This window comes from Methylocystis borbori (genome assembly GCF_036576025.1).
GTDB lineage: Bacteria > Pseudomonadota > Alphaproteobacteria > Rhizobiales > Beijerinckiaceae > Methylocystis > Methylocystis borbori.
Genome location: NZ_JAZHYN010000012.1, coordinates 48,403 through 73,295, shown reverse-complemented (window position 1 = coordinate 73,295; position 24,893 = coordinate 48,403). Strand labels below are relative to the sequence as shown.

At 64.1% G+C, this 24,893-nt stretch carries 25 protein-coding genes and 1 riboswitch; of the genes, 16 read left to right on the top strand and 9 right to left on the bottom strand.

Annotated features, from left to right (window positions below; genetic code table 11):
• Positions 1 to 892 (top strand): Mrp/NBP35 family ATP-binding protein (locus V3H18_RS06180; RefSeq protein ID WP_332081094.1); only part of this gene is annotated, 892 nt, incomplete at its 5' end.
• A gap of 85 nt (positions 893 to 977) precedes the next feature.
• On the opposite strand, the gene V3H18_RS06175 is transcribed toward V3H18_RS06180, so the two are convergent.
• Together V3H18_RS06175 and V3H18_RS06170 are read right to left on the bottom strand one after the other, a co-directional pair.
• Positions 978 to 2,318: an OmpP1/FadL family transporter gene (locus V3H18_RS06175; protein ID WP_332081093.1), complete on the bottom strand. Its 1,341-nt coding sequence runs from the start codon at positions 2,316 to 2,318 to the stop codon at positions 978 to 980.
• 204 nt (positions 2,319 to 2,522) lie between these two features.
• A complete protein-coding gene (locus tag V3H18_RS06170) occupies positions 2,523 to 5,045 on the bottom strand; it encodes a cation-translocating P-type ATPase (RefSeq protein WP_332081092.1) in 2,523 nt (840 codons plus the stop codon).
• Between the two features lie 227 nt (positions 5,046 to 5,272).
• On the opposite strand from V3H18_RS06170, the gene V3H18_RS06165 reads away from it, so the two are divergent.
• From V3H18_RS06165 to thiC, 4 genes are all read left to right on the top strand, one after another.
• The gene (locus tag V3H18_RS06165) at positions 5,273 to 5,965 is read left to right on the top strand and encodes a DUF1538 domain-containing protein (RefSeq protein WP_332081090.1); all 693 of its coding nucleotides are present in this window, start codon (positions 5,273 to 5,275) and stop codon (positions 5,963 to 5,965) included.
• Positions 5,962 to 6,693, top strand: coding sequence for a DUF1538 domain-containing protein (locus V3H18_RS06160; RefSeq protein ID WP_332081089.1), 732 nt, complete (start codon positions 5,962 to 5,964; stop codon positions 6,691 to 6,693). Before V3H18_RS06165 ends, V3H18_RS06160 begins: the two co-directional genes overlap by 4 nt.
• A 5-nt stretch (positions 6,694 to 6,698) precedes the next feature.
• Positions 6,699 to 7,028, top strand: coding sequence for a P-II family nitrogen regulator (locus V3H18_RS06155; protein ID WP_332081097.1), 330 nt, complete (start codon positions 6,699 to 6,701; stop codon positions 7,026 to 7,028).
• 51 nt (positions 7,029 to 7,079) lie between these two features.
• A riboswitch (TPP riboswitch) is annotated at positions 7,080 to 7,173 on the top strand.
• Positions 7,174 to 7,270: 97 nt separating this feature from the next.
• Positions 7,271 to 9,094: a phosphomethylpyrimidine synthase ThiC gene (gene thiC, locus V3H18_RS06150; RefSeq protein ID WP_332081088.1), complete on the top strand. Its 1,824-nt coding sequence runs from the start codon at positions 7,271 to 7,273 to the stop codon at positions 9,092 to 9,094.
• A 21-nt stretch (positions 9,095 to 9,115) separates the two neighbouring features.
• Here thiC and V3H18_RS06145 read toward each other — a convergent pair whose 3' ends face one another.
• Both V3H18_RS06145 and V3H18_RS06140 read right to left on the bottom strand, forming a co-directional pair.
• Positions 9,116 to 9,544, bottom strand: a complete 429-nt coding sequence (locus tag V3H18_RS06145) for a type II toxin-antitoxin system VapC family toxin (protein ID WP_332081087.1) — start codon at positions 9,542 to 9,544, stop codon at positions 9,116 to 9,118.
• A gap of 383 nt (positions 9,545 to 9,927) precedes the next feature.
• Positions 9,928 to 10,365, bottom strand: a complete 438-nt coding sequence (locus V3H18_RS06140) for a septal ring lytic transglycosylase RlpA family protein (RefSeq protein ID WP_332081086.1) — start codon at positions 10,363 to 10,365, stop codon at positions 9,928 to 9,930.
• A gap of 337 nt (positions 10,366 to 10,702) precedes the next feature.
• Here V3H18_RS06140 and mog point away from each other — a divergent pair, with 337 nt between their 5' ends.
• The 8 genes from mog (at position 10,703) to V3H18_RS06100 (ending at position 18,306) form a co-directional block, all read left to right on the top strand.
• A complete protein-coding gene (gene mog, locus V3H18_RS06135; protein ID WP_332081085.1) occupies positions 10,703 to 11,248 on the top strand; it encodes a molybdopterin adenylyltransferase in 546 nt (181 codons plus the stop codon).
• A 149-nt stretch (positions 11,249 to 11,397) separates the two neighbouring features.
• Positions 11,398 to 12,213 (top strand): 4-hydroxy-tetrahydrodipicolinate reductase, encoded by an 816-nt coding sequence (dapB, locus tag V3H18_RS06130; RefSeq protein ID WP_332081084.1) that lies wholly within the window; start codon positions 11,398 to 11,400, stop codon positions 12,211 to 12,213.
• A 15-nt stretch (positions 12,214 to 12,228) separates the two neighbouring features.
• The gene (locus tag V3H18_RS06125; protein ID WP_332081083.1) at positions 12,229 to 12,855 is read left to right on the top strand and encodes a 2,3-bisphosphoglycerate-dependent phosphoglycerate mutase; all 627 of its coding nucleotides are present in this window, start codon (positions 12,229 to 12,231) and stop codon (positions 12,853 to 12,855) included.
• Positions 12,856 to 13,009: 154 nt separating this feature from the next.
• Complete coding sequence (locus V3H18_RS06120; RefSeq protein WP_332081082.1) at positions 13,010 to 14,062, top strand: hypothetical protein; 1,053 nt, start codon at positions 13,010 to 13,012, stop codon at positions 14,060 to 14,062.
• A gap of 57 nt (positions 14,063 to 14,119) precedes the next feature.
• A complete protein-coding gene (locus V3H18_RS06115) occupies positions 14,120 to 14,743 on the top strand; it encodes an alpha-ketoglutarate-dependent dioxygenase AlkB family protein (RefSeq protein WP_332081080.1) in 624 nt (207 codons plus the stop codon).
• A gap of 205 nt (positions 14,744 to 14,948) precedes the next feature.
• Complete coding sequence (locus V3H18_RS06110) at positions 14,949 to 15,347, top strand: cytochrome c-554 (RefSeq protein ID WP_332081079.1); 399 nt, start codon at positions 14,949 to 14,951, stop codon at positions 15,345 to 15,347.
• 240 nt (positions 15,348 to 15,587) lie between these two features.
• Positions 15,588 to 16,997, top strand: a complete 1,410-nt coding sequence (gene cysG, locus V3H18_RS06105; protein WP_408631766.1) for a siroheme synthase CysG — start codon at positions 15,588 to 15,590, stop codon at positions 16,995 to 16,997.
• Positions 16,998 to 17,121: 124 nt separating this feature from the next.
• Positions 17,122 to 18,306, top strand: coding sequence for a serine hydrolase domain-containing protein (locus V3H18_RS06100; RefSeq protein WP_332081077.1), 1,185 nt, complete (start codon positions 17,122 to 17,124; stop codon positions 18,304 to 18,306).
• Positions 18,307 to 18,309: 3 nt separating this feature from the next.
• On the opposite strand, the gene V3H18_RS06095 is transcribed toward V3H18_RS06100, so the two are convergent.
• The 4 genes from V3H18_RS06095 to V3H18_RS06080 all read right to left on the bottom strand — a co-directional run bounded on the left by V3H18_RS06095 (position 18,310) and on the right by V3H18_RS06080 (position 21,099).
• Positions 18,310 to 18,777, bottom strand: a complete 468-nt coding sequence (locus V3H18_RS06095) for a hypothetical protein (RefSeq protein WP_332081076.1) — start codon at positions 18,775 to 18,777, stop codon at positions 18,310 to 18,312.
• Between the two features lie 43 nt (positions 18,778 to 18,820).
• A complete protein-coding gene (locus V3H18_RS06090; protein ID WP_332081075.1) occupies positions 18,821 to 19,528 on the bottom strand; it encodes a uroporphyrinogen-III synthase in 708 nt (235 codons plus the stop codon).
• Positions 19,525 to 20,454 carry a hydroxymethylbilane synthase gene (hemC, locus tag V3H18_RS06085; RefSeq protein WP_332081074.1) on the bottom strand — a complete coding sequence of 310 codons (930 nt, stop codon included), beginning with the start codon at positions 20,452 to 20,454 and terminating at the stop codon, positions 19,525 to 19,527. Before hemC ends, V3H18_RS06090 begins: the two co-directional genes overlap by 4 nt.
• Before the next feature lie 267 nt (positions 20,455 to 20,721).
• Complete coding sequence (locus V3H18_RS06080) at positions 20,722 to 21,099, bottom strand: hypothetical protein (protein WP_332081073.1); 378 nt, start codon at positions 21,097 to 21,099, stop codon at positions 20,722 to 20,724.
• Between the two features lie 379 nt (positions 21,100 to 21,478).
• Between V3H18_RS06080 and tsaD the strand changes: the two genes are divergently transcribed.
• The 3 genes from tsaD to V3H18_RS06065 are packed head-to-tail and all read left to right on the top strand — an operon-like array spanning position 21,479 to position 24,082.
• Complete coding sequence (tsaD, locus tag V3H18_RS06075) at positions 21,479 to 22,540, top strand: tRNA (adenosine(37)-N6)-threonylcarbamoyltransferase complex transferase subunit TsaD (RefSeq protein WP_332081072.1); 1,062 nt, start codon at positions 21,479 to 21,481, stop codon at positions 22,538 to 22,540.
• 4 nt (positions 22,541 to 22,544) lie between these two features.
• Entirely contained in the window at positions 22,545 to 23,096 is a 552-nt protein-coding gene (locus V3H18_RS06070) for a phospholipase D-like domain-containing protein (RefSeq protein WP_332081071.1), read from the top strand.
• On the top strand, positions 23,093 to 24,082 hold the full coding sequence (locus V3H18_RS06065) for an NAD(P)H-dependent glycerol-3-phosphate dehydrogenase (RefSeq protein WP_332081070.1): 990 nt from the start codon (positions 23,093 to 23,095) through the stop codon (positions 24,080 to 24,082). The genes V3H18_RS06070 and V3H18_RS06065 overlap by 4 nt, the downstream gene beginning before the upstream one ends.
• On the opposite strand, the gene V3H18_RS06060 is transcribed toward V3H18_RS06065, so the two are convergent.
• Positions 24,083 to 24,874, bottom strand: a complete 792-nt coding sequence (locus V3H18_RS06060) for a hypothetical protein (RefSeq protein ID WP_332081069.1) — start codon at positions 24,872 to 24,874, stop codon at positions 24,083 to 24,085. It lies immediately after the preceding gene.
• Positions 24,875 to 24,893 lie beyond the last annotated feature (19 nt).

The following is a 24,893-nucleotide window of genomic DNA, read 5'->3' as shown; positions in this document are numbered from 1 at the left end:
CCCGGGAGCCGCCGCGCCTCCGCCGCCGCGCCCGCAGCAAGCCCATGGCCATTCGCACGCCCCGGCGGCGGCGCCGCAGCGCAAGGGCTTCATCCCGGCGCTGGAAAAAATCCGCTTCATCGTCGCCGTGGCGTCCGGCAAGGGCGGCGTCGGGAAATCCACCACATCCGCCAATCTCGCGCTCGGCCTCGCGGCGCAAGGCTGGAAGGTCGGGCTGCTCGACGCCGACGTCTATGGCCCTTCCATGCCGCGGCTCTTCGCCTTTTCGGAAAAGCCCAAAATCGAGGAGGGGAAGCTTGTCCCGCTCGAAGCCTATGGCGTGAAGATCATGTCCATGGGCTTTCTCGTCGAAGAAGACACGCCGCTGATCTGGCGCGGCGCCATGGTGTCGCAGGCGATTTCGCAATTGCTCGGCGAAGTGAAATGGGGCGAACTCGACGCGCTGGTGATCGACATGCCGCCCGGCACGGGCGACGTTCAGCTCACCATCGCGCAGCAGGTGCCGCTCTCGGGCGCCGTGATCGTCTCGACCCCGCAGGACCTCGCGCTCATCGACGCGCGGCGCGCCGTCGCGATGTTCGAGAAGGTCGAGGCGCCGATTCTCGGGATCATCGAGAATATGAGCTATTTCCTCTGCCCGCATTGCGGCGGCCGCTCGGAGATTTTCGCGCATGGCGGCGCGCGGCGCGACGCGGAGAAACTCGGCGTGCCCTTCCTCGGCGAGGCGCCGCTGGACATCAAGATTCGCGAAATGTCGGACAGCGGCCGCCCGGTGGTCGGCGCCGAGCCGGAGAGCCCCCAGGCCCTCGTCTATCTTGGCCTCGCCGCCAAGGTGAAAACGCTGCTCGAAACGCGCAAGCAGCGCGCCGCTCCCCAGATCGTCGTCGCTTGACGCATAAAAAAGCGCGCCTCCTTTTATTGAGGAGGCGCGCCAGGCGGGCCGCTCATGCGACGGCCGTCGGGGAAGCCCGAAAGATTTAAAAACGCGTGGGGAGCCAGGAATTATCCCCTGCGTCCCATTTGTAATTATATCCCAAGGTTATTTCGAACGCATCGACCCATGGCGTGATGGTGGCGAACGGATTAGGTCCGCCGAAGGGGAGACCCGGCTGCGCCGGCAGCCATTCGACGCCCGTAACCGAATTCTTGAAGGCGTAGACGAAGGCGAAATCGACGGCGGAATTGCGCGTCACCGCATAGTTGAAGCCGATGCTTGCCTGGTGCCGATTGATGATCGGCGACAGGACGTTCACCGTCACCGAGCGCCAGCGCAAGGGGTTGCTGGCGTAGTGATAGCCTGCGCGCAGCGCCAGTGTCGGCGAATAGCGCCATTCGGCGCCGATCGCGCCAGAGTCGACGTCCGTCCAGTCGAATCCCGGACCGTCCTTCGAGCCGAGCGAACGGGGCAAAAGGGGATTGGTTGGATTGCCGAGCACCGGCACGGCCGAAAAGAAAATATGGCGCCAGTCGAGCATCACCGTGAGATTCGGCAGGATATCGTAGGCCAGCCCCGCCTGCAGTTGCGCCGGAATGTCGAAACGGCCGTAGTCGGCGATGAGACCCGAATATTTTTCGAAACGCGACATCCACATCGGCGTCGACGCCGAAAGGCCGAGGCGGAAATTATCGGCAACGCCCCAAAGCGCGCCGGCGCGCAGCCCGCCGCCATATGACCAGTCATAGGCCATATCGGACATTTCCCACGGATTGGCCGAATAGGAGGAGAAGGGCCTCAAGCCCTGAATGTTGATCATCTGGATCGCGATGGTGGGGGCGACGCCGATGGTGAGCGGCCCGAGCGGCGTGCCGAAGCGGCGGGCGTAGCCGATGCTCAAAAAGCCTTGCTGCAGATCGATGCCCGCGAAACCCCCGCCGAGCGGTCCTCCGAGCGGCGGATGATAATGGCCCCAGTCATAAGAGGTGTTGATGCCGCCGTTCGCATAGGAGGAAAGGCTCCATGCCGAGACGGCGTCGATCGGCTGGACATAGCCGCTGTTGGGCACCGCGAACCAAGGCCGTCCGCTGCGGACCTCGCCCGGCGCCAGGACGCGGGGAAATCCCGTCGTCCGATAGCCCCGGTCGCCGTTGATGGCGGTGAGGCCGAGCTGGAACTGGCGCTCCAGCCCGACGATGCCGGCAGGGTTGACCGACAGCGCCATCGCGTCGCGCTGATCGGCCGCGCCCGCGCCGGCAAGCGCCTTCTGGCGCGGTCCATAGCCGATGAGAAAATAGCCGTCCGCGCCAAAAGACGATCCCGGCGCAAGCAAGCCGAGCGTCGTCAGTAGAAGCAGGAGATGGCGCCAGGTCATTTTGCTCATCGACGAAAGCCGTTGTCGCGCGACGCCGCTTCCGCGCATTTCCAAATTATTACAGAAAAAATAACAGGATCGCCCGCATTTAGGCAGGGTTTATCTTGGCTTGCGCACAATATTCATTGCGTGTCGCGTCCTTGCCACAGTCGATGCGGCCGGAAGGCGCACCATCGGCAGAAACGGCGTCAATTCAAGCAATGGGCGCGCGGTTCACGCGGGCTGGGCCGAGGCCCGTTTCATGGCTGGATGGAGCAGGCGAAGCCATACGCCGTACCAGCTCCCGGCGATGGCGGCGAGCGCCAGGGCCAAGCCAAGCTTTGGCCATGACGGCGGTTCGAAACGAAGCAGATGGGCGAGAAGCGGAAGATAAAGACTTGCCGCGACCATCGTCGCGGCGGCGCCGGCGACCGCCCAAAAGGCGAAATTTTCCTTGGAAAAAAGCGAAACGCCCTGCGGCAGCGCGTCGGCCAGCGCCAGGGTGAGCGTGCCCGCGACGAGAGTCGCGAAGGCGAGGCCGCGCGCCTGCGGCTCCGGCGTGCCGAACCCGTTATCGATGAGATAGACGGCCATGACCGCGAGAAAGACGACGAATCCCTGCACGAAGCCGAGCGCCAGATCATGCGATCCGAACAGCGGCTGGTCGCGGGGGCGCGGCGGCTTTCGCATCGCGTCCGGGTCGTTCGGCTGCGCCTCGAAAACCAGCGCGCAGGTGGGGTCGATGATGAGCTCCATCAGCACGATATGCGCGGGCAGCAGGAGCGGCGGAAGCCCCATTAGAATTGGCGCGAGCGCCAGCCCCGCGATGGGAACATGGATGGCGGTGACGTATGTGAGCGCGCGGCGCAGATTGGCGAAGATGCGCCTCCCCAGGGCGACGCCCGCGACGATTGAAGCGAAACTGTCGTCGAGCAACACGATATGCGCCGCCTCTCGCGCAACGTCGGAGCCGCGCTGTCCCATGGCGATGCCGATATGCGCGGCCGCGAGCGCCGGCCCGTCGTTGACCCCGTCGCCGGTCATGGCGACGATATGGCCGTCGGCCTTGAAGGCTTCGACAAGCGCCAGCTTGCTTGCCGGCGTGACGCGCGCGAAGACGCGAATGTCGCGAATCTTCTTCGGCAATTCTTCGACCGGCGTCGCCGCGATCTCGGCGCCGGTCAGGACGCCCGGCTCGGCGTCGATCCCCGCCGCGCGCGCGATGGCGCGCGCCGTCGCCGGATAGTCGCCGGTGATCATCGCGACGGCGATTCCGGCCCGCCGCGCCGCCGCCACGGCGGCGGGCGCGTCCTCGCGCAGCGGATCCTCGAAGGCAAGCAGGCCGATGAATTCGAAAGGCGCGGCTTCCGGCGGCGGCGGCTCCCTTGCGGGCGCGCTGCGCGCCACGGCGAGAAGGCGCAGTCCCCCTTGCGCGATTTCGTCGATTTCGGCGTCGTAACGCGCGCGTTCATCCTCGGAGAGGCGCGCGAGCTTGAAGACCGCCTCCGGCGCGCCCTTGGCGGCGTAGCTTATTCCTTCGGTTTCGCGCCAGGACTGAATGAAGGCGAGAAGGTCGGGGCGCAGCGGAAAGCTTTCGATCGGCGCGTCCTGCGTCGCAACGCCCATGCGCGCGGCCAGCGCATGCACGGCGCGATCCATCGGATCGACGGGGTTTACGGATGAGGCGCGCAAGGCGACGCGCAGCAACCTTCGGAGCGCGTCGTCGTTTTCGGCCGCATCGACGGGCCTCATTCCATCGTTCGTCGAAAAAGCGACGATGCTCATGCGGTTTTGCGTCAGCGTTCCCGTCTTGTCGACGCAGAGGATCGAGGCGGAGCCGAGCGTTTCCGTGACGCTGGAGCGGCGCACGAGCACATTGCGGCGCGCCAGCCGAAAGGCGCCGAGCGCGAGGAAGATCGCGAGCACCATCGGGAATTCTTCCGGCAGCAGGCCGATGGCGAGCGTGATGCCGGCGATCGCGCCCTCGAACCAGTCGCCATGGACGAGGCCATAGGCGACGAAGAGTAGCACGCAGAAAACCAGCGCGAAGGCGCCGAGCGTCGCGACCAGCGCGCCGGTTCTTTTCTGCAGCGGACTGGGCTCCATTTCTATCGCCGCGAGCGAGGCGCCAAGCTGGCCCATGGCGGTGCGCGCGCCGGTGCGCGCCACTTCGGCGACGCCCGCGCCGCGCGTGATCATCGCGCCGGCGTAAAGAAAAGGCGTGCGCTCGCCGCCGGCGTCGGGAAATTCCTCGGGCCGCGCGTCGCCGACAAATGTCTTTGTCACCGGCGCCGACTCGCCCGTAAGGAGCGACTCGTCGACGACAAGCGCGTCGCCGCCGACGAGCAGCGCGTCGGCCGGGATTCGTTCGCCTTCGCCGACGAGAATGACGTCGCCGGGCGTAAGTTCGTGCGAGGGTATGCGGCGCTCTTCGCCGTCGCGAATGCAATGCGCCATCGGCTCGGCGAGCCTATGCAGCGCCTCGAGCGCGCGCTCGCTGCGCAGCTCCTGAAAGACGACGAGGGCGATCGAGGCGCTCGCGCCCGCCACCATGAAAAGTCCTTCGCCGGGATCGCCGAATATGAAGAAAAGCAACGCCGCCAGCGCCAGCAGAAAGAACATCGGCTCTTTCAGCGTGCGCAGCGCGATGGCGAAAACGTTAGGGGGCGGCGCCTGCGGCTGCGCATTGGGGCCATATATGGCGAGGCGCCTCGCGGCTTCCTCGGATGTCAGTCCTTTGAGGCTGGCTTGGGTCATTCTTATCGCGGCGGTTAGCGCATTTTTTCGCCGAAACGGTGGCCGGTCCGGCTGAGGAAGATGCGTCGATTGATGAAGCTAAAGCATGTTCGTGAAAGAATGAGTCGCGAACATACTTCAGCGAGACGCCCCCGCCACTGTAGAGCAACCCTCCTTATTCTTGAGAAGAAAGGCGATGGAGCCGCTTTCGTTGACACAAGCGCGACGCAATCTTAGCATTCAAAGCTATGCTATTGCTTCTAAAAGAAAAGCTCTTCGAGGTGCTGAGGGCGGTCGCGCCCTTGTTCGCCGTCGTTTGCCTGCTTCAGTTCGCCCTCGTCGGCGCCTCAACGGCGGCCTTCGTCGATTTCCTTATCGGCGCGGTCTTCATCGTCGCGGGAATGCTTCTCCTCTTCACCGGCGTCGACTACGGCGTCCTGCCGATGGGCAGATATATCGGCGCCGCGCTGCCCGAGAAGGGATCGATCATGCTGGTCGTCGCGGTCGCCTTCGCCTTCGGCTTTGCGACCACGGTCGCAGAACCCGACGTGCTCGTGCTCGCCAATCAGGTCAACCGCGCCATGGACCAGATTTCCCGCCAGACGATTCTCTACGCCATTGCTCTGGGCGTAGCGGTCTTTGCCGCGGTCGCCATGGCGCGCATCGTCTTGGGCTTCTCGCTGCGGGTCCTGCTGACGGTCACTTATGGCGCGATGCTCCTCATGTCCTTTTTCGCGCCGGGTCAGTTCATCCCGCTCGCCTATGACGCGGGCAGCGTGACGACGGGCGTATTGACGGCGCCGGTCATCATCTCGATCGCCATAGGCTTGAGCTCCGTTCTCGCCGGCCGTTCGGCCATCTCCGACGGCTTCGGGCTTTTGGGATTTGCTTCCGTCGGCCCGATCTTCGTCATGATGGCTGTCGGGATATTGCTGCGGTGAGCCTCGACAGGCTTCTCGACGAATTCGGCGTCGCCGCGGCCAGCGTCGCCGAAGCCGTCTTGCCCCTGGCCGCGCTCTTCCTTGTGTTCCAGGCGCTGTTGCTGAAACTGCCCGGCAAGAATGTCGTCGATATCATGATCGGAACGCTTATTGCGGCGGCTGGGCTTTTCCTCTTCCTTGTCGGCGTCGAGATCGGCTTTATGCCTATCGGCCGCGCCATCGGCGAGGCGCTGGGGGCCATGCCGCATAAAGGGCTGCTCGCCCTGATCGGCCTTTTTCTTGGCTTCGTCACCACCTGGAGCGAGCCGGCGGTGCGCATTTTCGCCGAACAGGTTGAAGAAGCCTCCTCCGGTTCTATTTCCGCGCCGACCGTTCTTTATACGGTCAGCATTGGCGTCGCTCTGTCGGTCGCGCTCGGCTTGTTGAGGATCGCCTATGGGATTCCGCTGCTCTATCTCCTTGCGCCCGGCTATGCGGTCGTCATCGTCATCATGTGGCTCTGCGAAAGGGATTTCGTGGCGATTGCGGTCGATGCGGGCGGGGTCGCGACGGGGCCGATGGCGAATACTTTTCTTCTCGCGCTCGCGCTTGGCGCGGCCGCCTCGGCCAATGGCCGCGATATGATCGTCGAGGGCCTCGGGCTCGTATCGCTGATCGCGCTCGCGCCCATGGTTTCGGTGATGACATTAGGGCTTCTCGTCCGCTGGACCGAGCGGCGACAGGAGTGACGACGATGTTGTTGAACGCTTCTTTGATCGTGACCATCGTGCGGAAGGGTTGGGGCAACACGGTTCTCGAAGCTTCCGTTAAGGCCGGAGCGCGCGGCGGCACGGTCGTTTACGGACGCGGCATTGGCGTCAACGAGCATGAAAAGATTTTCGGCATCGCGATCGAGCCGGAAAAGGAGATCGTGCTCACCGTCGTCTATGCCGACAAGGCCGACGCCATTTTGCAGGAGATCGTCCGCGCCGCCGAACTGACAGAGCCTAACAGGGGCCTCGCTTTCGTCGTGGCGCTCGATAAGCTCGTCGGCGTGGCGCATCTTCACAATGAGGACCGCTGAGAAACGGTTTGCGCTCCGCTTGCGAGCGCGGCGCGAAGAGGCTAGCTTCTCCCCAATGGCGAGGGGCGCCGCAAGCGCGGCTGAGAAGCACCCGTCGAACCTGATCCGGGTTATGCCGGCGGAGGGAAGGCCAGCGAAAAGGCGACGGCGCGCGGCGTCGACGCCCTTCCAACGCATCCCCGCATCGCCGCTTCAACCCCGCGTCCGCTTCCCTTGAAGGAGCGAGATGAAGGAGCGCGATCATGAATATTCACGACAAGCGCCTGCCTGCGAGCGTCACCACCGGCCCGATCGGCGCGTCGCGCAAAATCTATTCGGCTCCGCAGGGGCGCGACGACATCCGTGTTCCCTATCGCGAGATCGCGCTCGATGCGTCTTCCGGCGAGCCGCCGCTGCGCGTCTACGATCCCTCCGGCCCCTATAGCTGCGAATCCTTCACGCCCGATCTGTCCGCCGGATTGCCGGCGGCGCGGCCCTGGCTCGCGGCCCGGACCGGGCTCGAGAGCTATCAGGGGCGCGCGGTCAAGCCTGAGGACAATGGCTTCGTGGAAGGCGATCGCCTCGTGCCGCCATGTCCGGCCGAGCGCCAGCTCTATCGCGCCGCCGGGACAGCGCCCGTCACGCAGCTCGAATTCGCGCGCGCGGGCGTCATCACCGAAGAGATGATCTATGTCGCGCATCGCGAGAATCTTTGTCGCGAGCGCGCTTTTGACGCTGCGAAAGCGCGCATCGCCGACGGCGAGAGTTTCGGCGCCTCTATCCCCGAATTCGTGACGGCTGAATTCGTGCGCGATGAGATCGCGCGCGGACGCGCCATCATCCCCGCCAACGTCAATCACCCGGAATTGGAGCCGGTCGTCATCGGCCGCAATTTCCTCGTCAAGGTCAACGCCAATATCGGCAATTCCGCCGTCACTTCCTCCGTTGCTGAGGAAGTCGAGAAAATGGTTTGGGCGATCCGCTGGGGCGCCGATACGGTGATGGACCTCTCGACCGGCCGCAACATCCACAATATCCGCGACTGGATCATCCGTAACGCGCCGGTTCCGATCGGCACGGTGCCGATCTATCAGGCGCTCGAAAAGGTCGGCGGCGACGCCTTGAAGCTCGATTGGGAAGTGTTCAAGGACACGCTGATCGAACAGGCGGAGCAGGGGGTCGATTATTTCACCATCCATGCCGGCGTGCGCCTCGCCTATGTGCCGCTCACCGCGAGCCGCGTCACCGGCATCGTCTCGCGCGGCGGCTCGATCATGGCGCGCTGGTGCCTCTCGAAGCACAAGGAGAGCTTTCTTTACGAACGCTTCGACGAAATCTGCGACATCATGCGCCGCTACGATGTGTCCTTCTCATTGGGCGACGGATTGCGTCCCGGCTCCAACGCCGACGCCAATGACGCAGCGCAATTCGCCGAATTGGAGACGCTTGGCGAATTGACGAAAATCGCCTGGGACAAGGGTTGCCAGGTCATGATCGAAGGCCCCGGCCATGTGCCGATGCATAAGATCAAGGCCAATATGGAGAAGCAGCTTAAGGCCTGCGGCGAGGCGCCTTTCTACACGCTCGGGCCGCTCGTCACCGACATCGCGCCGGGCTACGACCACATTACGTCGGGCATTGGCGCGGCGATGATCGGCTGGTTCGGCACGGCGATGCTCTGCTACGTCACGCCCAAGGAGCATCTGGGCCTGCCGGATCGCGACGACGTGAAGACCGGCGTCATCACTTATCGCATCGCCGCCCACGCCGCCGACCTCGCCAAGGGCCATCCGGCGGCGCGCGAGCGCGACGACGCCATGAGCCGCGCGCGTTTCGATTTTCGCTGGAACGACCAGTTCGACATCGGACTCGATCCCGACACGGCGCGCGAATTCCACGACCAAACCATGCCCAAGGAGGCGCATAAACTCGCGCATTTCTGCTCGATGTGCGGCCCGAAATTTTGTTCGATGCAGATCACCCGCGATTTGCGCGAAGAGGCGCAAGCGATCGAGCGCGAAAAGGGCATGGCCGAGAAGGCCGAGGAGTTCGTCGAAAGGGGCGCGCAGATTTATGTGCGAGGATGAGATGGCGATCGGTTCGTCGCCCTAATCGCCGGGCGTTCGCCATTTCAGTCCTGGAAAGCGTGCGAAATCGCAATCGAGAGTGATCCATTCGCAATCCCATTCGATCGCCAATGCGGCGAACCAGGCGTCCGTCACCATCGGTCCGCGAATATTCGTTTCGATGCATAGTCGCTCGAATATCCGCCAATGGCCTTCGCCTGGTTCGACGAGGCGGCAATTCGGCTGGGCCAGTATGTCGGCGCAAAAGCCGAAGGTTTCCTCGAGCGAACTCGGCGATTGATAAAATCTGCGGTTCGTCGTGATGCGCACTACCGCGCTCAACACAAGGCGCGACACGCCGAATGGCGCGCGGCTGTCGAAGGCGTCATCGAGCCATTTTCTGCAACGGCCGTGGCGAGGCGAGTCGCTGCGGAACGCCTCGATAAGCACGTTAACGTCGGCTAGATTCATTTTTCGGGCGCGGGATATTGCGATTCCAAGCGGCTCAAGCGCTCGGCGTCTTCCTGCTCGTCGATATCTCGCAGCCTGGGAAAATCAACGCCAGGCGCTGGCCCGCCAGTCTCGCGGCTGATGCGCGCATAGCGGGGCGCTGGAGACCGTGGCGCTTCTCCGCAAACGACGATGCGAAGCCCTTCTTCGATCATCGAGGTCAAGGTGCGATCCTCGGCGGCCGCCTTGCGCCGAGCGCGGCGAAGAAGGTCTTCCGGAAGGCGGACGGTTGTACGTTCAGGCATATTCATGACATATCATTAATATGTCGATATGTCAAAAAAATTTGGTTAAAGAGAACACGCCCGGCTCAGGCCGGGCGTGTCGCGTTAAGATCAGTCAGTTCAGCCGCGGCCGAGCACGGTCACACGCACCTGTCCTGTGCCGCGTTCGATGAGCCCAAGCTCGGTCGCTGCGCCGCGCGAGACGTCGAGACTGCGTCCGGTCCAAGCGGCCGGACCGCGGTCATTGACGCGGACGATCACCGAACGGTCCCCATAGGTCAGAAGCAACCGCGTCCCCATGGGCAGGGTGCGATGGGCGGCGGTCATGTCCCACATGTTGAAGATTTCGCCATTGGCGGTTCTCGCGTTTGGCTCGTAGCGGCGCGGGCCGCCGCCATAAAACGACGCATTGGCGGTAAATCCTTGGGCCTGCGCCGGCTCGGCGCTACGCACCGAATGGCGCGCGTGGTGCTGCGCCTTATGGCGTGCGGCATGATGCGCCAGCGCAGGCGCGGTCGTCAGTCCAAGAATCGTCAATACGCCAAAGACATGCTTCATTCAGGATTGCTCCGTTTACGCACAAGCGTGAAGAACGCCGATCGCTCTCTCAAGCGATTCAGCGCATAGTTTCCATTTGTTTGAATGGAGTTGAAGCTGACGTTTCTAATTTCAAAATGTGGCAAAATATATTTTGCCAATATTTTTAAATAATTTTGCAAATTCTACGGTTGTATATCTAAAAATACATTGAATATGCGTTCTTATCTGAATTTAAAATCTCAAAATTGACGTGGAATTAGGTGCTTAAAGCTAGCTTAGCTGGCGCAGGCGTTGCAAAGACCGCTGCTGACAATGCCGCCGCAAGGCGCCAAAGAGACAGGCGGGAGATTCTCGTATGACCAATATTAAGCGCGCCGCGATCATCGGCGTCGTCACCGCTTCTGACCGCGCCAGCGCCGGAATCTACAAAGACGAGAGCGGCCCGGCGATCGAAGCCTATCTGAAAGCCGCGCTGACGACGCCTTTCCGCATCGAGCGCCGCGTCATTCCCGACGGCTTCGAGAGCGTGCGCGACACGCTGATCGATCTTGCCGACACGCTCGGCTGCGATCTCATCGTCACGACCGGCGGCACCGGCCCGAGCCCGCGCGACCTCACGCCCGAGGCGACGCTCGCCGCCTGTCCGCGCGAGCTCCCTGGTTTCGGCGAACTGATGCGCCAGGTCTCGCTTGCGCAGACGCCAACCGCGATCCTTTCCCGTCAGCTCGCCGCGCATCGCGGCAAATGCCTTGTCATCAACCTGCCGGGCAAGCCCGCGGCGATCGAGCTCTGCCTCGACGCGGTCATGCCGGCCGTGCCTTACTGCCTCGACCTCATCGGCGCCGCCTATATCGAGACCGATCCGGCGCGAGTGAAAAGTTTTCGCCCCAAGCCGAAATAACCGCCCATTCGGGCAGGTGAATCCGAGCGCTCAAAGTAATGCGCCGGCTTCTCAACCTCCAGCCTCGCCTGTATAGGGGAAGCGCGCTCTCCGAGCGCCATCGCGGCTGATGCGCCGCGATACAGGCCGCAGGGCCGGGGACAATGAGCATGAACGAATTGCGTTTGGTGGTGGTGGGCGCCTCGGGCCGCATGGGCCGGATGCTGACGCAGATCATCCCCGATACTTTGGGCGTGCGCCTGACCGCCGCTTTGGAGCAGCCGGACTCGCCCACGCTCGGCGTCGACAGCGGGTTCGGCCACGGAACGACGCCCAATGGCGTGCCGATTACGAGCGACGTCGCCGCCGCCCTGGCCGACGCCGACGCGATCGTCGATTTCTCCTCGCCCGTCGCCAGCGTCGAGATGGCGAAGGCGGCGGCGCGCGCCAAGATCGCCCATGTCATCGGCACGACCGGCCTCTCGCAAGCGGACCTCGACGCTATCGCCGAGGCGGCGCGCGAAACGGTGGTGGTGCGCTCCGGCAATATGAGCCTTGGCGTCAATCTCCTCGCCGTGCTGGTCGAGCGCGCTGCGCGGGCGCTCGGCCCCGCCTGGGACGCCGAGATCGTCGAAATGCATCATCGCCTGAAAGTGGACGCGCCTTCCGGCACGGCCCTTCTGCTGGGGGAGGCGGCGGCGCATGGGCGCGGCGTCGCTCTCGCCGAGAATAGCGCGCGCGGCCGGGCCGGCCTCACCGGCCCGCGCAGGTTGGGCGAAATCGGTTTCGCAAGCCTTCGCGGCGGGACGGTCATCGGCGACCACACGGTCGTTTTCGCCGGCGCGGGCGAGCGAATCGAATTGTCGCATCGCGCCGAGGATCGCGGCGTCTTCGCGCGCGGCGCCCTGGCGGCGGCGCTTTGGACTCGCGGCAAGGCGCCGGGGCTCTATTCCATGGCCGACGTGCTCGGCCTCTCGGGCGCCTGATTATCGCGAGAGTCTATGAGCATGAATCGCACTCTCGTCCTGGTCCGCCATGGCCAAAGCGAATGGAACGCCCGAAATCTCTTTACCGGCTGGAAAAATCCCGATCTGAGCCCGCTGGGAGTCGAGGAGGCGCGCCGCGCCGGCCGCGAATTGAGGAAGCTCGACATTCTTTTCAGCGTCGGTTTCACCTCCACGCTGATCCGCGCCCAGCATACGATCGACCTGATCTTCGAGGAGCTTGGCCAGACGGGGGTGCCGACCATAAAGGACCGGGCGCTGAACGAGCGCCATTACGGCGACCTTTCCGGCCTCAACAAGGACGAAGCGCGCGACAAATGGGGCGAAGAGCAGGTGCGTCTGTGGCGGCGCTCCTATGACGTGCAGCCGCCGGGCGGCGAGAGCCTGAAGGACACGGTGGCGCGGGTCGTGCCCTTCTATTGCCAGCGCATCCTGCCGCCGGTGATGCGCGGCGAGCGGGCGCTGGTCGCGGCGCATGGCAATAGCCTGCGCGCGCTCTGCATGGTGCTGGAGCAGCTGACGCCCGAGTCGGTGACGACGCTGGAGCTCGCGACCGGCGTGCCAATCGTCTATCAGCTCAACGCCGATTCCACCGTGGCGTCGAAGACGGTGTTGGCCGGCTAATTATTGCGGTTAAGTTTTATGTGGCATGAAAGCCACATCTGTTCGAAAATTCCTTCACTTTGACTTCTTGAAAGTTGCGCGACTCAAAGAAAGGGCGATTAATGGTCATCGCGAATTTTGTTTAAGTAGATGATTTTTAATGGGGGATTTTGCGATGGGAAAAACCGCTTCCCATTCATTCAAATTGATCGCGTGCATCGCGGCAATTAGCGTAGTGTCCTCCGGTCTTGCTGGATGCTTGCTTATACCAGAAGCCGCGCCGCTACTCGGACATGAATGGAAGAAGCGCGTATTGTTTGACGTAATCCGAGGCGTTCAGTGCGAAATTCGCTGGGCGGTTCGGAATCAGATCGAACGCGATCGTGACCACGAATATGGAAAACGAAAGCTCACATGGTTTGAAAATTGGAACGCATTAATTGACTTGAACCTTCAGGTCGAGGATTCGCTCGCGTTCAATCCTGGGGTTTCGTTGAAGACTCCCAACTGGGTCGACGCTCAAGTGGGCCTGGGCGACTACACCAAACCGCGCGTGGTGCCCCAGTTCTACAATTTCGGCGTTGGCGGCGGCCTGTCATATAACGCCAGCCGCGAGGACATCGTTCAATTCGCTTATCCCTTCAGCCAGTTCGTTAACGACCCCGAGCCGATCGCCCTAACGCCCGAAAGCTGTTACAAGATCGGCGGGATCGCAATCAATGCGAACCTTAAGATCAACGACTGGCTGGACGATGTGCTGGAGCCGATAAAGAAATGCGCATTTCTGGGGATGCCGGCTCGCGAAGATGAGACCATGATACCGCTATTGAGCGGGGAACCCCCCCTGAGCAGGGAATGCCGTGATTTGGATTTTGCGCAGTACCAAGCTGGCGATCCGATAAAAACTATCAATCACAAAATTACGTTCAAACTGTCGTTCAATATGAATGCGACGCCGAACTGGAGCCTTGTGCGCGTCGCCACGACGAGCGCGAAATTGTTTGACGCAACCCGAAAAGACACAAGTGAGCTGCTGATAACCTTTGGGCCTCCTGCTGGGGGCGCCAGGAGCGCGCCGGCGCGAGGGGCGGCGGCGCGAAGTGTGGTCCGACGAACCGTCAAGCCGGGAGTAGCGCTGTCGCAATACAATGATATATCGGTGGAGATGCTTCTCACGCATAACGCGCTTCAGATCGGTTCGGCGGTCAGAGACGCGCTGCAGCAATAGTCGGGGCGCCGGCGGCCTCGAATGGACTTTTCGACGCCGCTTCACCGGATAGCAGGTATGCCCGAACTCGCGCCCGGCGCGTTCCACTATCCGGGCTTCCTCGACGAGGCGGCGCAGGCGGCGCTTGCCCATGATATCGCCGAAGTCGTCGCCGCCGCGCCGCTCTACGTCTCGACCATGCCGAAGACCGGCGCGCCCATGTCGGTGCGCATGACCAATTGCGGCCCGCTCGGCTGGGTGAGCGATAAGGAAAAGGGCTATCGCTACGAGGCGCGCCACCCCGCGACCGGCGCGCCCTGGCCGCCAATGCCGCAGGCGCTCCTCGACGCCTGGACGCAGCTTACGGGCTATCCCAAATCGCCTGAAGCCTGCCTCATAAACGTCTATGACGAAAACGCGCGCATGGGGCTGCATCAGGACCGGGACGAAGCCGATTTCGCCGCGCCGATATTGTCCCTGTCGCTTGGGGCCGACTGCCGTTTCAAGCTCGGCGGCGCGCGGCGGGCCGACAAGGCGATCTCTCTCATCCTGTCCTCCGGCGACGCGCTGGTCCTGTCGGGCCCGTCGCGGCGTCGTTTTCACGGCGTCGACAAGATCATGCCCTGGCTCGCGCAGCCCTTGCCGACGCCGCTCGCCGCGCTTGGCGCGCGGGTCAATCTCACGCTGCGCCGCGTGAACTGATCCCGGTTCAGCCCGCATTCAAGCGCTCCGGCGTAATTTGGCGGCGATCGGCGATGCAAGCCTGGCCGTATTGCCTTGGAAGGCCGCTTCACTGTAGTTTCGAAATGGTCTAATGAGCGCTTGCGAGACGCCAGACTTTTGGCCGGGCCCGTTTTTTAAGAAAAGGCGCGCGCGAAGCGACGCCGGGATGAGGAAAGGAACAAGGATGAAGATGAATTCGCTGCTGACGTTCGCCGCGAGCGTCGCTTTCGCCGCTTCCGTCGGCCAGGCTTTCGCCGCCGGCGATCCCGCAGCGGGCGAAAAGGTCTTCGCCAAGTGCAAAGCCTGCCATCAGGTCGGCGAGACCGCCAAGAACGCCGTCGCCCCGGAGTTGAACGGCATTGACGGACGCAAGGCCGGCTCGGTCGAGGGCTACAACTATTCGGAAGCGGCCAAGGGTTCCGGCATCACCTGGGACGAGGCGACCTTCAAGGAGTTCATCAAGAACCCGAAGGCGAAGATTCCCGGCACCAAGATGATTTTCCAAGGCCTGCCGAGCGAGTCCGACCAGGAGAACGTCTGGGCCTTCCTCGCGCAGTTCGGCGCGGACGGCAAGAAGAAGTAAGACGCCCATTCGGCGGCTGTTTGGGGCGGTCCCGTTTGGGGCCGCCCTTTTGCGTTCGACGGCGTGAGACTTTCCCTGCGCGTCTGTGGGGGTCGCGCGCGCTGGCCAGATGGACTATAGAGGCGGCGACGACATTTCCCCGTCATTGCAAGCCACAGGCGAAGCAATCCAGAGCCGCGGGCGTCTGGATTGGCTTGGCGGCGCGCTTCCGCCATGACGGCCATCGCCCAAGACGCGACCGTGACCCGCAAGCCTGACGAAGTTCCTTCCGACCTCATGCAGCCGCTCGAGACGCTGCCGGCGTTCTTTCCGCTCGCCGGCAAGCGCGTCGTCGTCATCGGCGGCTCCGAGGCGGCGGCCTGGAAGGCCGATCTCGCGGCGGCGACCGGCGCGCGGGTCGACGTCTATGCGTCGGCGCCGAGCGAGAAACTGCGCGAGATCGCCGGCGCGCGCGAAAATGTCGCCATCCATGCGCGCGGCGTCGAATCCCACGATTTTATCGGCGCGGCGCTGGCGCTCGGCGTGATCGAGGACGACGCCGAGGCGCAAAAGGCGCAAGAAGGCGCGTGCGCGGCGCATGTGCCGCTCAACCTGACCGACCGCCCCGCGCTCAGCGATTTCCTCATGGGCGCGATCGTCAATCGCTCGCCGCTCGTCATCGGCGTCTCGACTGGCGGCGCGTCGCCTGTCTTCGCGCAGGCAGTCCGGGGCCGGATCGAGACCCTCGTTCCGGCGACATTCCAGGCGTGGGCGCGCGCCGCTCAGTCGTGGCGCCCGCTGGCGCGGGCCTCGGGACTCGATTTTCTGGCGCGGCGCGATTTCTGGCGCCGTTTCACGCGCCTCGCCTTTCGCGAGATCGAGCGGGCGCCGCTGGACGAAGATCGCGCGGCGCTGATCGAGGAGGCGCGCGGCGGCGCCGAGACCACGGCGCGCGGTCGCGTGATCATGGTCGGCGCGGGGCCGGGCGACCCGGAGCTTCTGACGCTCAAGGGCATGCGCGCGCTCGCGGGCGCCGACGTCGTGCTCTTCGACGATCTCGTTCCGGCGAGCATTCTCGATTTCGCGCGCCGCGAGGCGACGCGCATCAATGTCGGCAAGCGCGGCTATGCGCCCTCCGTGCGTCAGGAAGAGATCACCGCGCTCCTCATCAAGCTCGCGCAAGAGGGCAAGAATGTCGTGCGGCTCAAAGGCGGCGATCCGCTGATCTTCGGCCGCGCGAACGAAGAAATCGCCGCATTGCGCAAAGCGGGCTTTGCGATCGAGATCGTTCCGGGCGTGACCGCCGCCTGCGCCGGCGCCGCGGCGCTTGGCGCATCGCTGACGAGCCGGGAGATCGCACGGCGGGTGCAATTCATCACGGCGCATACCAAGGACGGCGAATTTCCCGAGGATTTCGATTGGGGCGCGCTCGCCGACAAGCGCGCGACGACGGTCGTCTATATGGGCAACCGCACGCTGCCGGAATTGTCGCGGCGCCTGTTGCAGGAGGGCATGTCGCATGACACGCCCGCTTTCCTCATCGAGCGCGCCTCGACGCCGCATGAGCGCGTGATCAAGGGCACCATCGCCGATTTGCCGAGCAAGGTCGCGGGGGAGACGATCGCCGGGCCGGTGATCGTGCTGATCGGCTGGGCGCTCGCCGGGCAATAACGACAGTCTGGCGATGGTTGCTCTTTCCTCCATCGTCCGATTTGATGTCCGCCTTGCGGCTCGTTCCCGACGCGGGGTTTTGCGCGCGATCGGGAATCCAGAGGTCTGTAACTGTGGAGACGTCATGCGCGCGCTCAAAATGCTTGTCACGTTGCTGGCCATCGGCTCGCCCTTGACGACGGGCGCGCATGCCGCAAGCCGCGCCCGGGTTTCGCTCGACGCCATGCTGCAGCCCTATCTGACGCGCTATGGCCTTCCCGCGCTCGCCGCGGCGGTGGCGAAGGACGGCAAGATTATCGCTTCAGGGGCCGTCGGCCTGCGCCGCGCAGGCGGCGAGGAGCGCGTCACCATCGACGATCGTTTTCACATCGGCTCCGACACCAAGGCGATGACCGCGCTGCTCGCGGCGATGCTCGTCGAAAGCGGCAAGCTGCGCTGGAATACGACCGTCGCCGAAGCTTTTCCCGAGCTGGCGGGGAGCATGAATGCCGATGTGAAAGGCGTGACGCTCGAACAGCTCCTGTCGCATACGAGCGGCATCCCGAGCGACAATGACGCGCATGACAAATTTTTGCAGGAGTCCTTCGCGCAGAAGAAAAAGAATCTCGACGAATTGCGCTATTGGCTCGTCAAGCAATTGGTCGCGCAGCCCTTGCAGTCGAAGCCCGGCGAGAAATTCGCCTATGCGAATATGGGCTACATACTCGCGGGCGCGATCTTGGAAAAGGCGACTGGAAAGACATGGGAGGAGCTTGTCGCGACGCGCATCTTCGATCCGCTGGGCTTGAAGAGCGCCGGTTTCGGCCCGCAGTCGAGCCTCGGCAGGATCGACGCGCCGCTCGGCCATATTCCGCTTCCCGAGGGCCCCAAGCCGATGCTGGCGGGGCCCAATGGCGACAATCCCGAGATCATGGGCCCGGCGGGGACGGTTCATCTTTCCATTCTTGATCTCGCCAAGTGGGCCTCATGGAATGCGGGAGAAGGCAAGAGGGCGCCAGCGCTGGTCTCGAAGGAGACGCTGGGCAAGCTCCATACGAAAGTCATCGACATGCCGCCAAAGCCCGACGCGGCGCCGGGAACCCCTTCCTTCGGCGGCTATGGCTTCGGCTGGGTCACGGTGCAATTGCCCTTCGCGCGCGAGCCTTTCCTCTTTCATGGCGGCTCGAACGAGATGAATGTCGCCTATCTCATGCTGCAGCCGAAATCCGACCTCGCCATGGTGATGACGACGAATATCGGCGGGACGAAAGCCGACGACGCGCTCAAGGAACTCTCCAAAGAGCTGTATGCGCGCTTCGGCGAGCGTTGAGAATTAGTCGAGCGGCTTCCAATTCTCGGCAATGAAGCCGCGAGAGTCGATATTGACGACCGGGCGCGCGATCTGCGCATTCGATCCGACGCATTTCCATTCGTAGATGGTGTCATGGCCCGTCGCCGCCATCGGCACCACGTCCGCGCCGGGATTCTGTTTACAGAAAGCCGTCGCGCCGGGCAGGCTCTGCGCCACGTTCGCCTTGCTGCACACGAGATTCGCGCCGACATTGCAGAGCCAGGCCTTGCCGCCCATGCAGCGATAGCTCGTGCCCTTGCGAATGACAGCATTCGGCGTTTGCGGCGAAAAGCCGAAGAGTCGGCGCGTTTGCGGAACGAGCGCGGCTGGAATGGGCGTCAACTTGTCATCGTCGCCGACTTTGGCGCAGCGCGCCGCGACGCCCTGCGCATGAGCGAGAGAAGTAAGCGCGATCAGAAGCAGGATTGAAGCAAGCGCGGATCGAAACATTTTTTCTCCCCTTATGCTTTAGTCACATTGTACGCTCGCGCGCTCAACGAACGCGCATAGCAAGCAGCTTCAGCAAATGTTCTTCATCCGGCCGTTCGGCGACGCCGACATTGGGAAAATTCTCTTGCAGAAGCGGCTGCGCGGTCTCGGGCGACAATGCGAGATTTAGGGCGGCGCGCGCCTTTTCCAAAATACCGTCGGCTTTCGCGAGCGAGAGAAAAATCTCGGCGCTGCGGCGAGAGTAATGGAGAACGGCGTCGATCTCGCCGGCGGCGATGGCGTCGAGGGCCAGCGGCGAGAGCGCCGTCGCCGCGCGCGCTTCGTAAACCTCTATGGCGGCGATGCGATGGCCCGCCGCCTTCAAGCCGGCCTCAAGCGCCGGCTGGCGGTCGCGCCCGGCGAGATAGAGGAAAAGCGCGGGCTGGGGATAGCGGGCGAGCAGCGCCGGCAGGATCGCTTCGGCGTTTCCCGCGACAATGTCAGGTCGCCAGCCGAGCGCGCGCGCGGCCTGCGCCGTTCTTTCGCCGACGGCGTGGAGGGGCAGGGCCTTGAAGGTCTCCGAGTCTTGCGCGAGTTCGACGCCCTTGGCGCTCGAGGCGAGCGCGGCGTCATAGGCGCCTGGCGGAATTTTCGCGCCGGTCGCGACGATCTCCAGCACGGGCGAGAGCAGGGGAGAAAAACCCATCGCGCGCAGTTTCTCCGCCGTGCGCGCCGCGTCCTCGCGCGCGCGCAGCAGCAGAACGGGCGTCACATCAGCCCCGCGACGCCATGCGGCAGGCGCAACAAGATTTCCTTGCCGGCGTCGGCGCCGATCAGCGCCGCGTCGATGGCGCGGCCCTGCCGGCGCACGACATAGGCTTCGCTTCCGTCCGCCTTCAGCACTTCCCCGACGAAGGCGAGATCGTGGCCCGACACCTGCGCATGGCCGGCGATCGGCGTGCGGCAGGAGCCGTCAAGCGCCGCGAGAAAGGCGCGCTCGGCGGCGAGCGCAAAGCCCGTCGCTTCATCGAACAGCGGCGCGAGCGCGTCGCGGACGGCGTCGTCCTGGGCTCGACGCGTAATCCCGATCGCGCCCTGTCCGCAGGCCGGAGGAAATTCATCGAGCGGCAGCAGCGCCGTGGCGCGATCGGCGAGGCCGAGACGCTTCAATCCCGCGAGCGCCAGAAGCGTCGCGTCGATCTCGCCGCTTTCGACCTTTTTGAGCCGTGTCTCGACATTGCCGCGCAGCAGCGTTGTCTTGACGCCCGGCCGGCGGCGCTTCACCTGCGCGGCGCGGCGCAGCGACGCCGTGCCCACGACCGCGCCCTCCGGCAGCGCGTCGAGCGTGACGCCGCCGCGTCCGATCCAGGCGTCGCGGGCGTCCTCGCGCGGCAGATAGCCGGCGATGACGATTTCGCTCGGCAGATGGGTCGGCAAATCCTTGGAGGAATGCACGGCGAGCTCGATCGTCCCGGCGATGAGGGCGCTGTCGAGTTCCTTGGTGAAGAGCCCTTTGCCGCCGGATTCGGAAAGAGGCCGGTCCTGAATCTGATCGCCTGTCGTGCGGATGATCTCGATCGCGAAACGGTCTTCGCCGACCTCATGGGCGCGCGCGAGTCCAGCCCGCACCATATAAGCCTGCGCGAGCGCCAGCGGACTGCCGCGCGTGCCGATGCGAAGGGAAGGCAAAATGTCCATGGTCCGCCGGTTGCTAGAGCGCGCTGCGAAAAAGTGGAATCCGGTTTTTCGCGTAAAGCGCGCCCTAAACTTTTGGAGTCGATCACGTTATCTGCATTGGGGCGATTCCGCCCCAATGCAGCGTGATCTCGTCGCGCGCGACTATAGGCTCGGCGGCGCATAGGGCAAGCGTCGGACCATGAATTGGGCGCTCGTTCAAGCGAACGAGCGCCCTCTCAAACGCCGCGAGCACAACCCTTACGATCGCTCGCGAACGCCTGAGGCGGATTAGAGTATGCCGAACAGGCCGGCGCCGAGCAGTCCCGTTCCTGCGCCGACTCCCGCCCCGACAACGCTGGCGCCCGCGCCAAGCAGGCCGCCGCCATATCCCGGGCCATAGCCGTAGCCGTAATAGGACGGTCCATACCAGCCCGTGCGATACCAGCCGGGATAGCGATACCATCCCGCGTAAGCGGCGGGACGATAATAGTACCGGCTATACAACGGCCCGTGGCCTTTATACCAGCCGTAATGCCAGCCGTAATGCCAGCTAGAATGGGTGCGCGGGCAGTAGCGGCGAGCTTCAGCGAAGCTGCTGGAAGCAATCACGGCGCCCATTGCGATAGCGGCGGTCAAAGCCAATGTCTTGGTTCGATTCAATGCCATGTGAGCATCCTCCCTTGGAGAATTCGATCGAACGGCAATCTCAAAGTAGAGACGGCTAATTCTCTTGCCCTGCTGTAATCCGGACATGGCTTAAGTTTTCGCCGTCATTCGAGAAGCAACGATCATTAGTTCCAGCTCGGCCACCAAACAAACTTGTCAAGACCTTTACCCGGAAACTATCAAAATAATTATATTGACCTTTAGCTTTAGCGTTGGGTGCGCGGCCCCGCTGAAGTTTCGCCAAAGCTCGTTCGTAAACCTCCCGCCAACCATAATCGCGTAAGCCTGCCGCCAGACGAGAAGGTAAGCTCCTTGCGCGCCGCGGGTGTCGTCGCGCGCGAGAGGGTTTAAAAAGGCGCGATCGCGCCAGGGAGCGTCCATGCGCGTGCTTGGCATTGAAACCACTTGCGACGAGACCGCCGTCGCGGTCGTCGCGGATCGTCTCGGCGGCGACGGCGGCGACATTCTTTCGAATGAAGTCCTGAGCCAGATCGCCCAGCACGCCGCCTATGGCGGAGTGGTGCCGGAGATCGCTGCGCGCGCCCATATCGACGTCCTGGACAGGCTCATTTCGCGCGCGCTTGGCCATGCGAAGATCGAGGCCAAGGATCTCGACGCCGTCGCCGCCGCGGCGGGGCCGGGGCTCGTCGGCGGCGTGCTCGTCGGGCTCACCGCCGGCAAGGCGCTGGCGCTCGCGCTCGGCAAGCCTTTCGTCGCCGTCAATCACCTGGAAGCCCATGCGCTGACGGCGCGGCTGACCGAGGCGCTGAATTTTCCCTTTCTCGCGCTGCTCGTTTCCGGCGGACATACGCAGCTCGTGGCGGTCAAGGGGGTCGGCGACTATCGCCGGCTTGGCTCGACGGTCGATGACGCCGCAGGCGAAGCCTTCGACAAGGTCGCGAAAATGCTCGGCCTCGCTTACCCCGGCGGACCGCAGATCGAGAAGCTCGCGCTTCAGGGCGAACCGCATCGCTTCGATTTTCCGCGGCCCATGCTCGGCCGCGAGGGCGCGGATTTCTCGCTCTCCGGCCTCAAGACCGCCGTGCGCCTCGAAATCCTCAAGCTCGGAACGCCGAGCGAAAAAGACGTCAAGGACCTCGCCGCTTCCTTTCAGGCGGCGATCGTTGACGTGATCGTCGATCGCGTGCGCGCGGGCGTACGGCTTTTCATCGAACGCCATGGCGCGCCGCAGGGCCTCGTGATCGGCGGCGGCGTCGCGGCCAATGGCGCCATCCGCCGCGCGCTGACGCAGTTTTGCGTCGAGAGCGGGCTGCGCTTCGTTTCGCCGCCCGCCAATCTCTGTTCCGACAATGGCGCCATTATCGCCTGGGCCGGGCTCGAGCGCCTGAAATGCGGCCTGACCAACGATCTCGCTTTCGCGCCGCGCCCGCGCTGGCCGCTCGACGCCGTGGCGAGCGACGCGCATCACGGCAAGGCGTAAACGAATGCGCGACCTCTTTTTCCTGGCGCTGGCGGCGCTGACGCTGACGCCGACGCCGCCGCCCGCGGGGCTTCTGGCGCAGGAGCCGACCTATGCGGGCGTGCGCGTGCTCTACGGGCCGGAAGACGGCTTGAGCTCCATCGACGCAAAGCTGATCGGCGAGGCGCGCCAGTCGATCGACATGGCCGCCTATGTGCTCACCGACCGTTCCCTCACGGCGGCGCTGGGGCGGGCGGCGATGCGGGGCGTCAAAGTCCGCCTCTATGTCGACGGCGAGGAGAGGGGACGCGGCGCGTCGCCGATCGAGGAGATCGCCGGCGCGCCCAATCTCGAAATACGGCGCAAAAGCCGCGCGCGCGACCTGATGCATCTTAAGTCCTATCAGGTGGACGGGCGCGTCTTGCGCAGCGGCTCGGCCAATTTCACCGTCTCTGGCGCGGTCTATCAGGACAATGACGTTATCGTGATAGAGAGCCCGCAGGCGGCGGCGCGGTTCCGCGAAGCCTTCGAGAGGCTCTGGGCGCGCCCGGACAATCAGCGGATCGGCTTGAGATGACGCGGGCGACGGTCGCAGTTCTTGGCGCGGGAGCCTGGGGCGTCGCGCTCGCCAATGTGGCGGCGCAGGGCCGCGCGCGCGTGCCGCTTTGGGCGCGCGATCCCACCCACGCCGCCGCGCTCGCGCGCGACCGCGAGAACAAGCGCCATTTGCCTGGCTTGCCGCTCGCGGCGGCCGTGGCGCCCACCGCCGATCTTTCGGTCCTGAGCGAGGCGGAAATCGTCCTCGCCGTCACGCCGGCGCAGGCGATGCGCGAAACCGCGCGGGCCGCGCGCCCGCATTTGCGCGCCGACGCCGCCTTCGTCGTATGCGCCAAGGGCATAGAGCGCGACCGCCGCAAATTCATGAGCGAGGTCGCGGCCGAGGAGCTTCCGCAGGCGGGCGTCGCCGTGCTCTCGGGGCCGGGCTTTGCCGACGATGTCTGCAAAGGCCTGCCGACCGCGGTGACGCTCGCCGCGCATGACGAGGCCTTGGCGCGCCGCCTTTGCGAAGAACTGTCGACCAGGACTTTCCGGCTCTATCGCTCGACCGACGTGCTGGGCGTCGAAATCGGCGGGGCGGCGAAGAATGTGATCGCCATCGCCGCCGGCATGGCGCATGGCGCCGAACTCGGCGCAAGCGCGCAGGCGGCGCTCATCGCGCGCGGCTTTGCCGAAGTCACGCGGCTCGGGCGGGCGCTCGGCGCGCGGCAGGAGACGCTGATGGGCCTCTCCGGCCTTGGCGATCTCGTGCTCACCTGCGGCTCCGCGCAATCGCGCAATTTCGCGCTCGGGCAGGCGCTGGGGCAGGGCGAGGCCGCGCAGGACGCCGCCCATGGCAAGCTCGCCGAAGGCGCCTTTACGGCAGGCGTCTTGGTGGAGATGGGCCATGCGCATGGCGTCGAAATGCCGATCGCCGAGGCGGTGGACGCGATCCTTTCGGGACGGCTCAGCGTCGAGGCCGCGATCGACTCCTTGCTGCTGCGGCCGCTTAAAGCCGAGGAGTGACTACCAGCTGCGCAGAAATTCCAGATAGCCGCGCGTCTCGGTGGCGTTGCGGAGGCGCTCGATCGCCCTCTTGCCGGCGACGCGAATCTCCTCGGCGTGCGTTTTCAAATCATCGATCGAACTCTCCAACGCCGCGACTTTCTTGCGCCGCTCTTCAGCGTTAGGCGACGCGCCGGCAGGCGTCGTTTTGTCCGATATTTTCGTCTCGACGATCTTGACGTCTTTGTTCGCCGTAACGGCGGGCGGCGGAGTCGGCTTCCCGCGCAGCGACTGGGCGATGGATTTCACGCGCGCGACAATGAAGCAGTGATGCAGCGCGGCCAGCAGCCAACTCGGTCTGCTCCAATCGGCGTATTTTGGGCCATTGTCGTCATCGAACGCATGTTCGCAACGCACCTTTTCATCGAAATCCGCCGTGCGGATCTCGTGATAGGGGAGGACGCGCCCGCTATCGTCGATCTCCAAGGCGAATTGGAAGTCCTGAAGCAGATCGGCATAGGCGAGGTTCCAGTCCTCCACCGCCTTGTCGAGCTTGTCGAGTTTCGCCGCGAAGGCCGCGTCATCGTCGACATCGATGGCATGCGAAACCCGATAGGAATAGAACACGCGGCCGGACATGAGCTGCGACGCGCGGTCGAAGGTTTTCGTCGCTTCGGCGAGACGCGTTTTGGCGAGATCGAGGCGGGTTTGCTCCCGCCAACTCTTGTACGTGAAAGTCGTCGTCACCAGCCCGGCGAGCACGCTCGTGAACAGGAAGCCTATAAATCTTCCCTTGATGCCGTCATCCGCCACTGTCCCCATCCATTGAAAC

Excerpts from the sequence above, each read along its gene's own strand:
- V3H18_RS06175 (WP_332081093.1), bottom strand. The coding sequence starts at position 2,318 with ATGAGCAAAATGACCTGGCGCCATCTCCTGCTTCTACTGACGACGCTC.
- V3H18_RS06170 (WP_332081092.1), bottom strand. The coding sequence starts at position 5,045 with ATGACCCAAGCCAGCCTCAAAGGACTGACATCCGAGGAAGCCGCGAGG.
- V3H18_RS06165 (WP_332081090.1), top strand. The coding sequence starts at position 5,273 with ATGCTATTGCTTCTAAAAGAAAAGCTCTTCGAGGTGCTGAGGGCGGTC.
- V3H18_RS06155 (WP_332081097.1), top strand. The coding sequence starts at position 6,699 with ATGTTGTTGAACGCTTCTTTGATCGTGACCATCGTGCGGAAGGGTTGG.
- thiC (WP_332081088.1), top strand. The coding sequence starts at position 7,271 with ATGAATATTCACGACAAGCGCCTGCCTGCGAGCGTCACCACCGGCCCG.
- V3H18_RS06145 (WP_332081087.1), bottom strand. The coding sequence starts at position 9,544 with ATGAATCTAGCCGACGTTAACGTGCTTATCGAGGCGTTCCGCAGCGAC.
- V3H18_RS06140 (WP_332081086.1), bottom strand. The coding sequence starts at position 10,365 with ATGAAGCATGTCTTTGGCGTATTGACGATTCTTGGACTGACGACCGCG.
- mog (WP_332081085.1), top strand. The coding sequence starts at position 10,703 with ATGACCAATATTAAGCGCGCCGCGATCATCGGCGTCGTCACCGCTTCT.
- dapB (WP_332081084.1), top strand. The coding sequence starts at position 11,398 with ATGAACGAATTGCGTTTGGTGGTGGTGGGCGCCTCGGGCCGCATGGGC.
- V3H18_RS06125 (WP_332081083.1), top strand. The coding sequence starts at position 12,229 with ATGAGCATGAATCGCACTCTCGTCCTGGTCCGCCATGGCCAAAGCGAA.
- V3H18_RS06120 (WP_332081082.1), top strand. The coding sequence starts at position 13,010 with ATGGGAAAAACCGCTTCCCATTCATTCAAATTGATCGCGTGCATCGCG.
- V3H18_RS06115 (WP_332081080.1), top strand. The coding sequence starts at position 14,120 with ATGCCCGAACTCGCGCCCGGCGCGTTCCACTATCCGGGCTTCCTCGAC.
- V3H18_RS06110 (WP_332081079.1), top strand. The coding sequence starts at position 14,949 with ATGAAGATGAATTCGCTGCTGACGTTCGCCGCGAGCGTCGCTTTCGCC.
- V3H18_RS06100 (WP_332081077.1), top strand. The coding sequence starts at position 17,122 with ATGCGCGCGCTCAAAATGCTTGTCACGTTGCTGGCCATCGGCTCGCCC.
- V3H18_RS06095 (WP_332081076.1), bottom strand. The coding sequence starts at position 18,777 with ATGTTTCGATCCGCGCTTGCTTCAATCCTGCTTCTGATCGCGCTTACT.
- hemC (WP_332081074.1), bottom strand. The coding sequence starts at position 20,454 with ATGGACATTTTGCCTTCCCTTCGCATCGGCACGCGCGGCAGTCCGCTG.
- V3H18_RS06080 (WP_332081073.1), bottom strand. The coding sequence starts at position 21,099 with ATGGCATTGAATCGAACCAAGACATTGGCTTTGACCGCCGCTATCGCA.
- tsaD (WP_332081072.1), top strand. The coding sequence starts at position 21,479 with ATGCGCGTGCTTGGCATTGAAACCACTTGCGACGAGACCGCCGTCGCG.
- V3H18_RS06070 (WP_332081071.1), top strand. The coding sequence starts at position 22,545 with ATGCGCGACCTCTTTTTCCTGGCGCTGGCGGCGCTGACGCTGACGCCG.
- V3H18_RS06065 (WP_332081070.1), top strand. The coding sequence starts at position 23,093 with ATGACGCGGGCGACGGTCGCAGTTCTTGGCGCGGGAGCCTGGGGCGTC.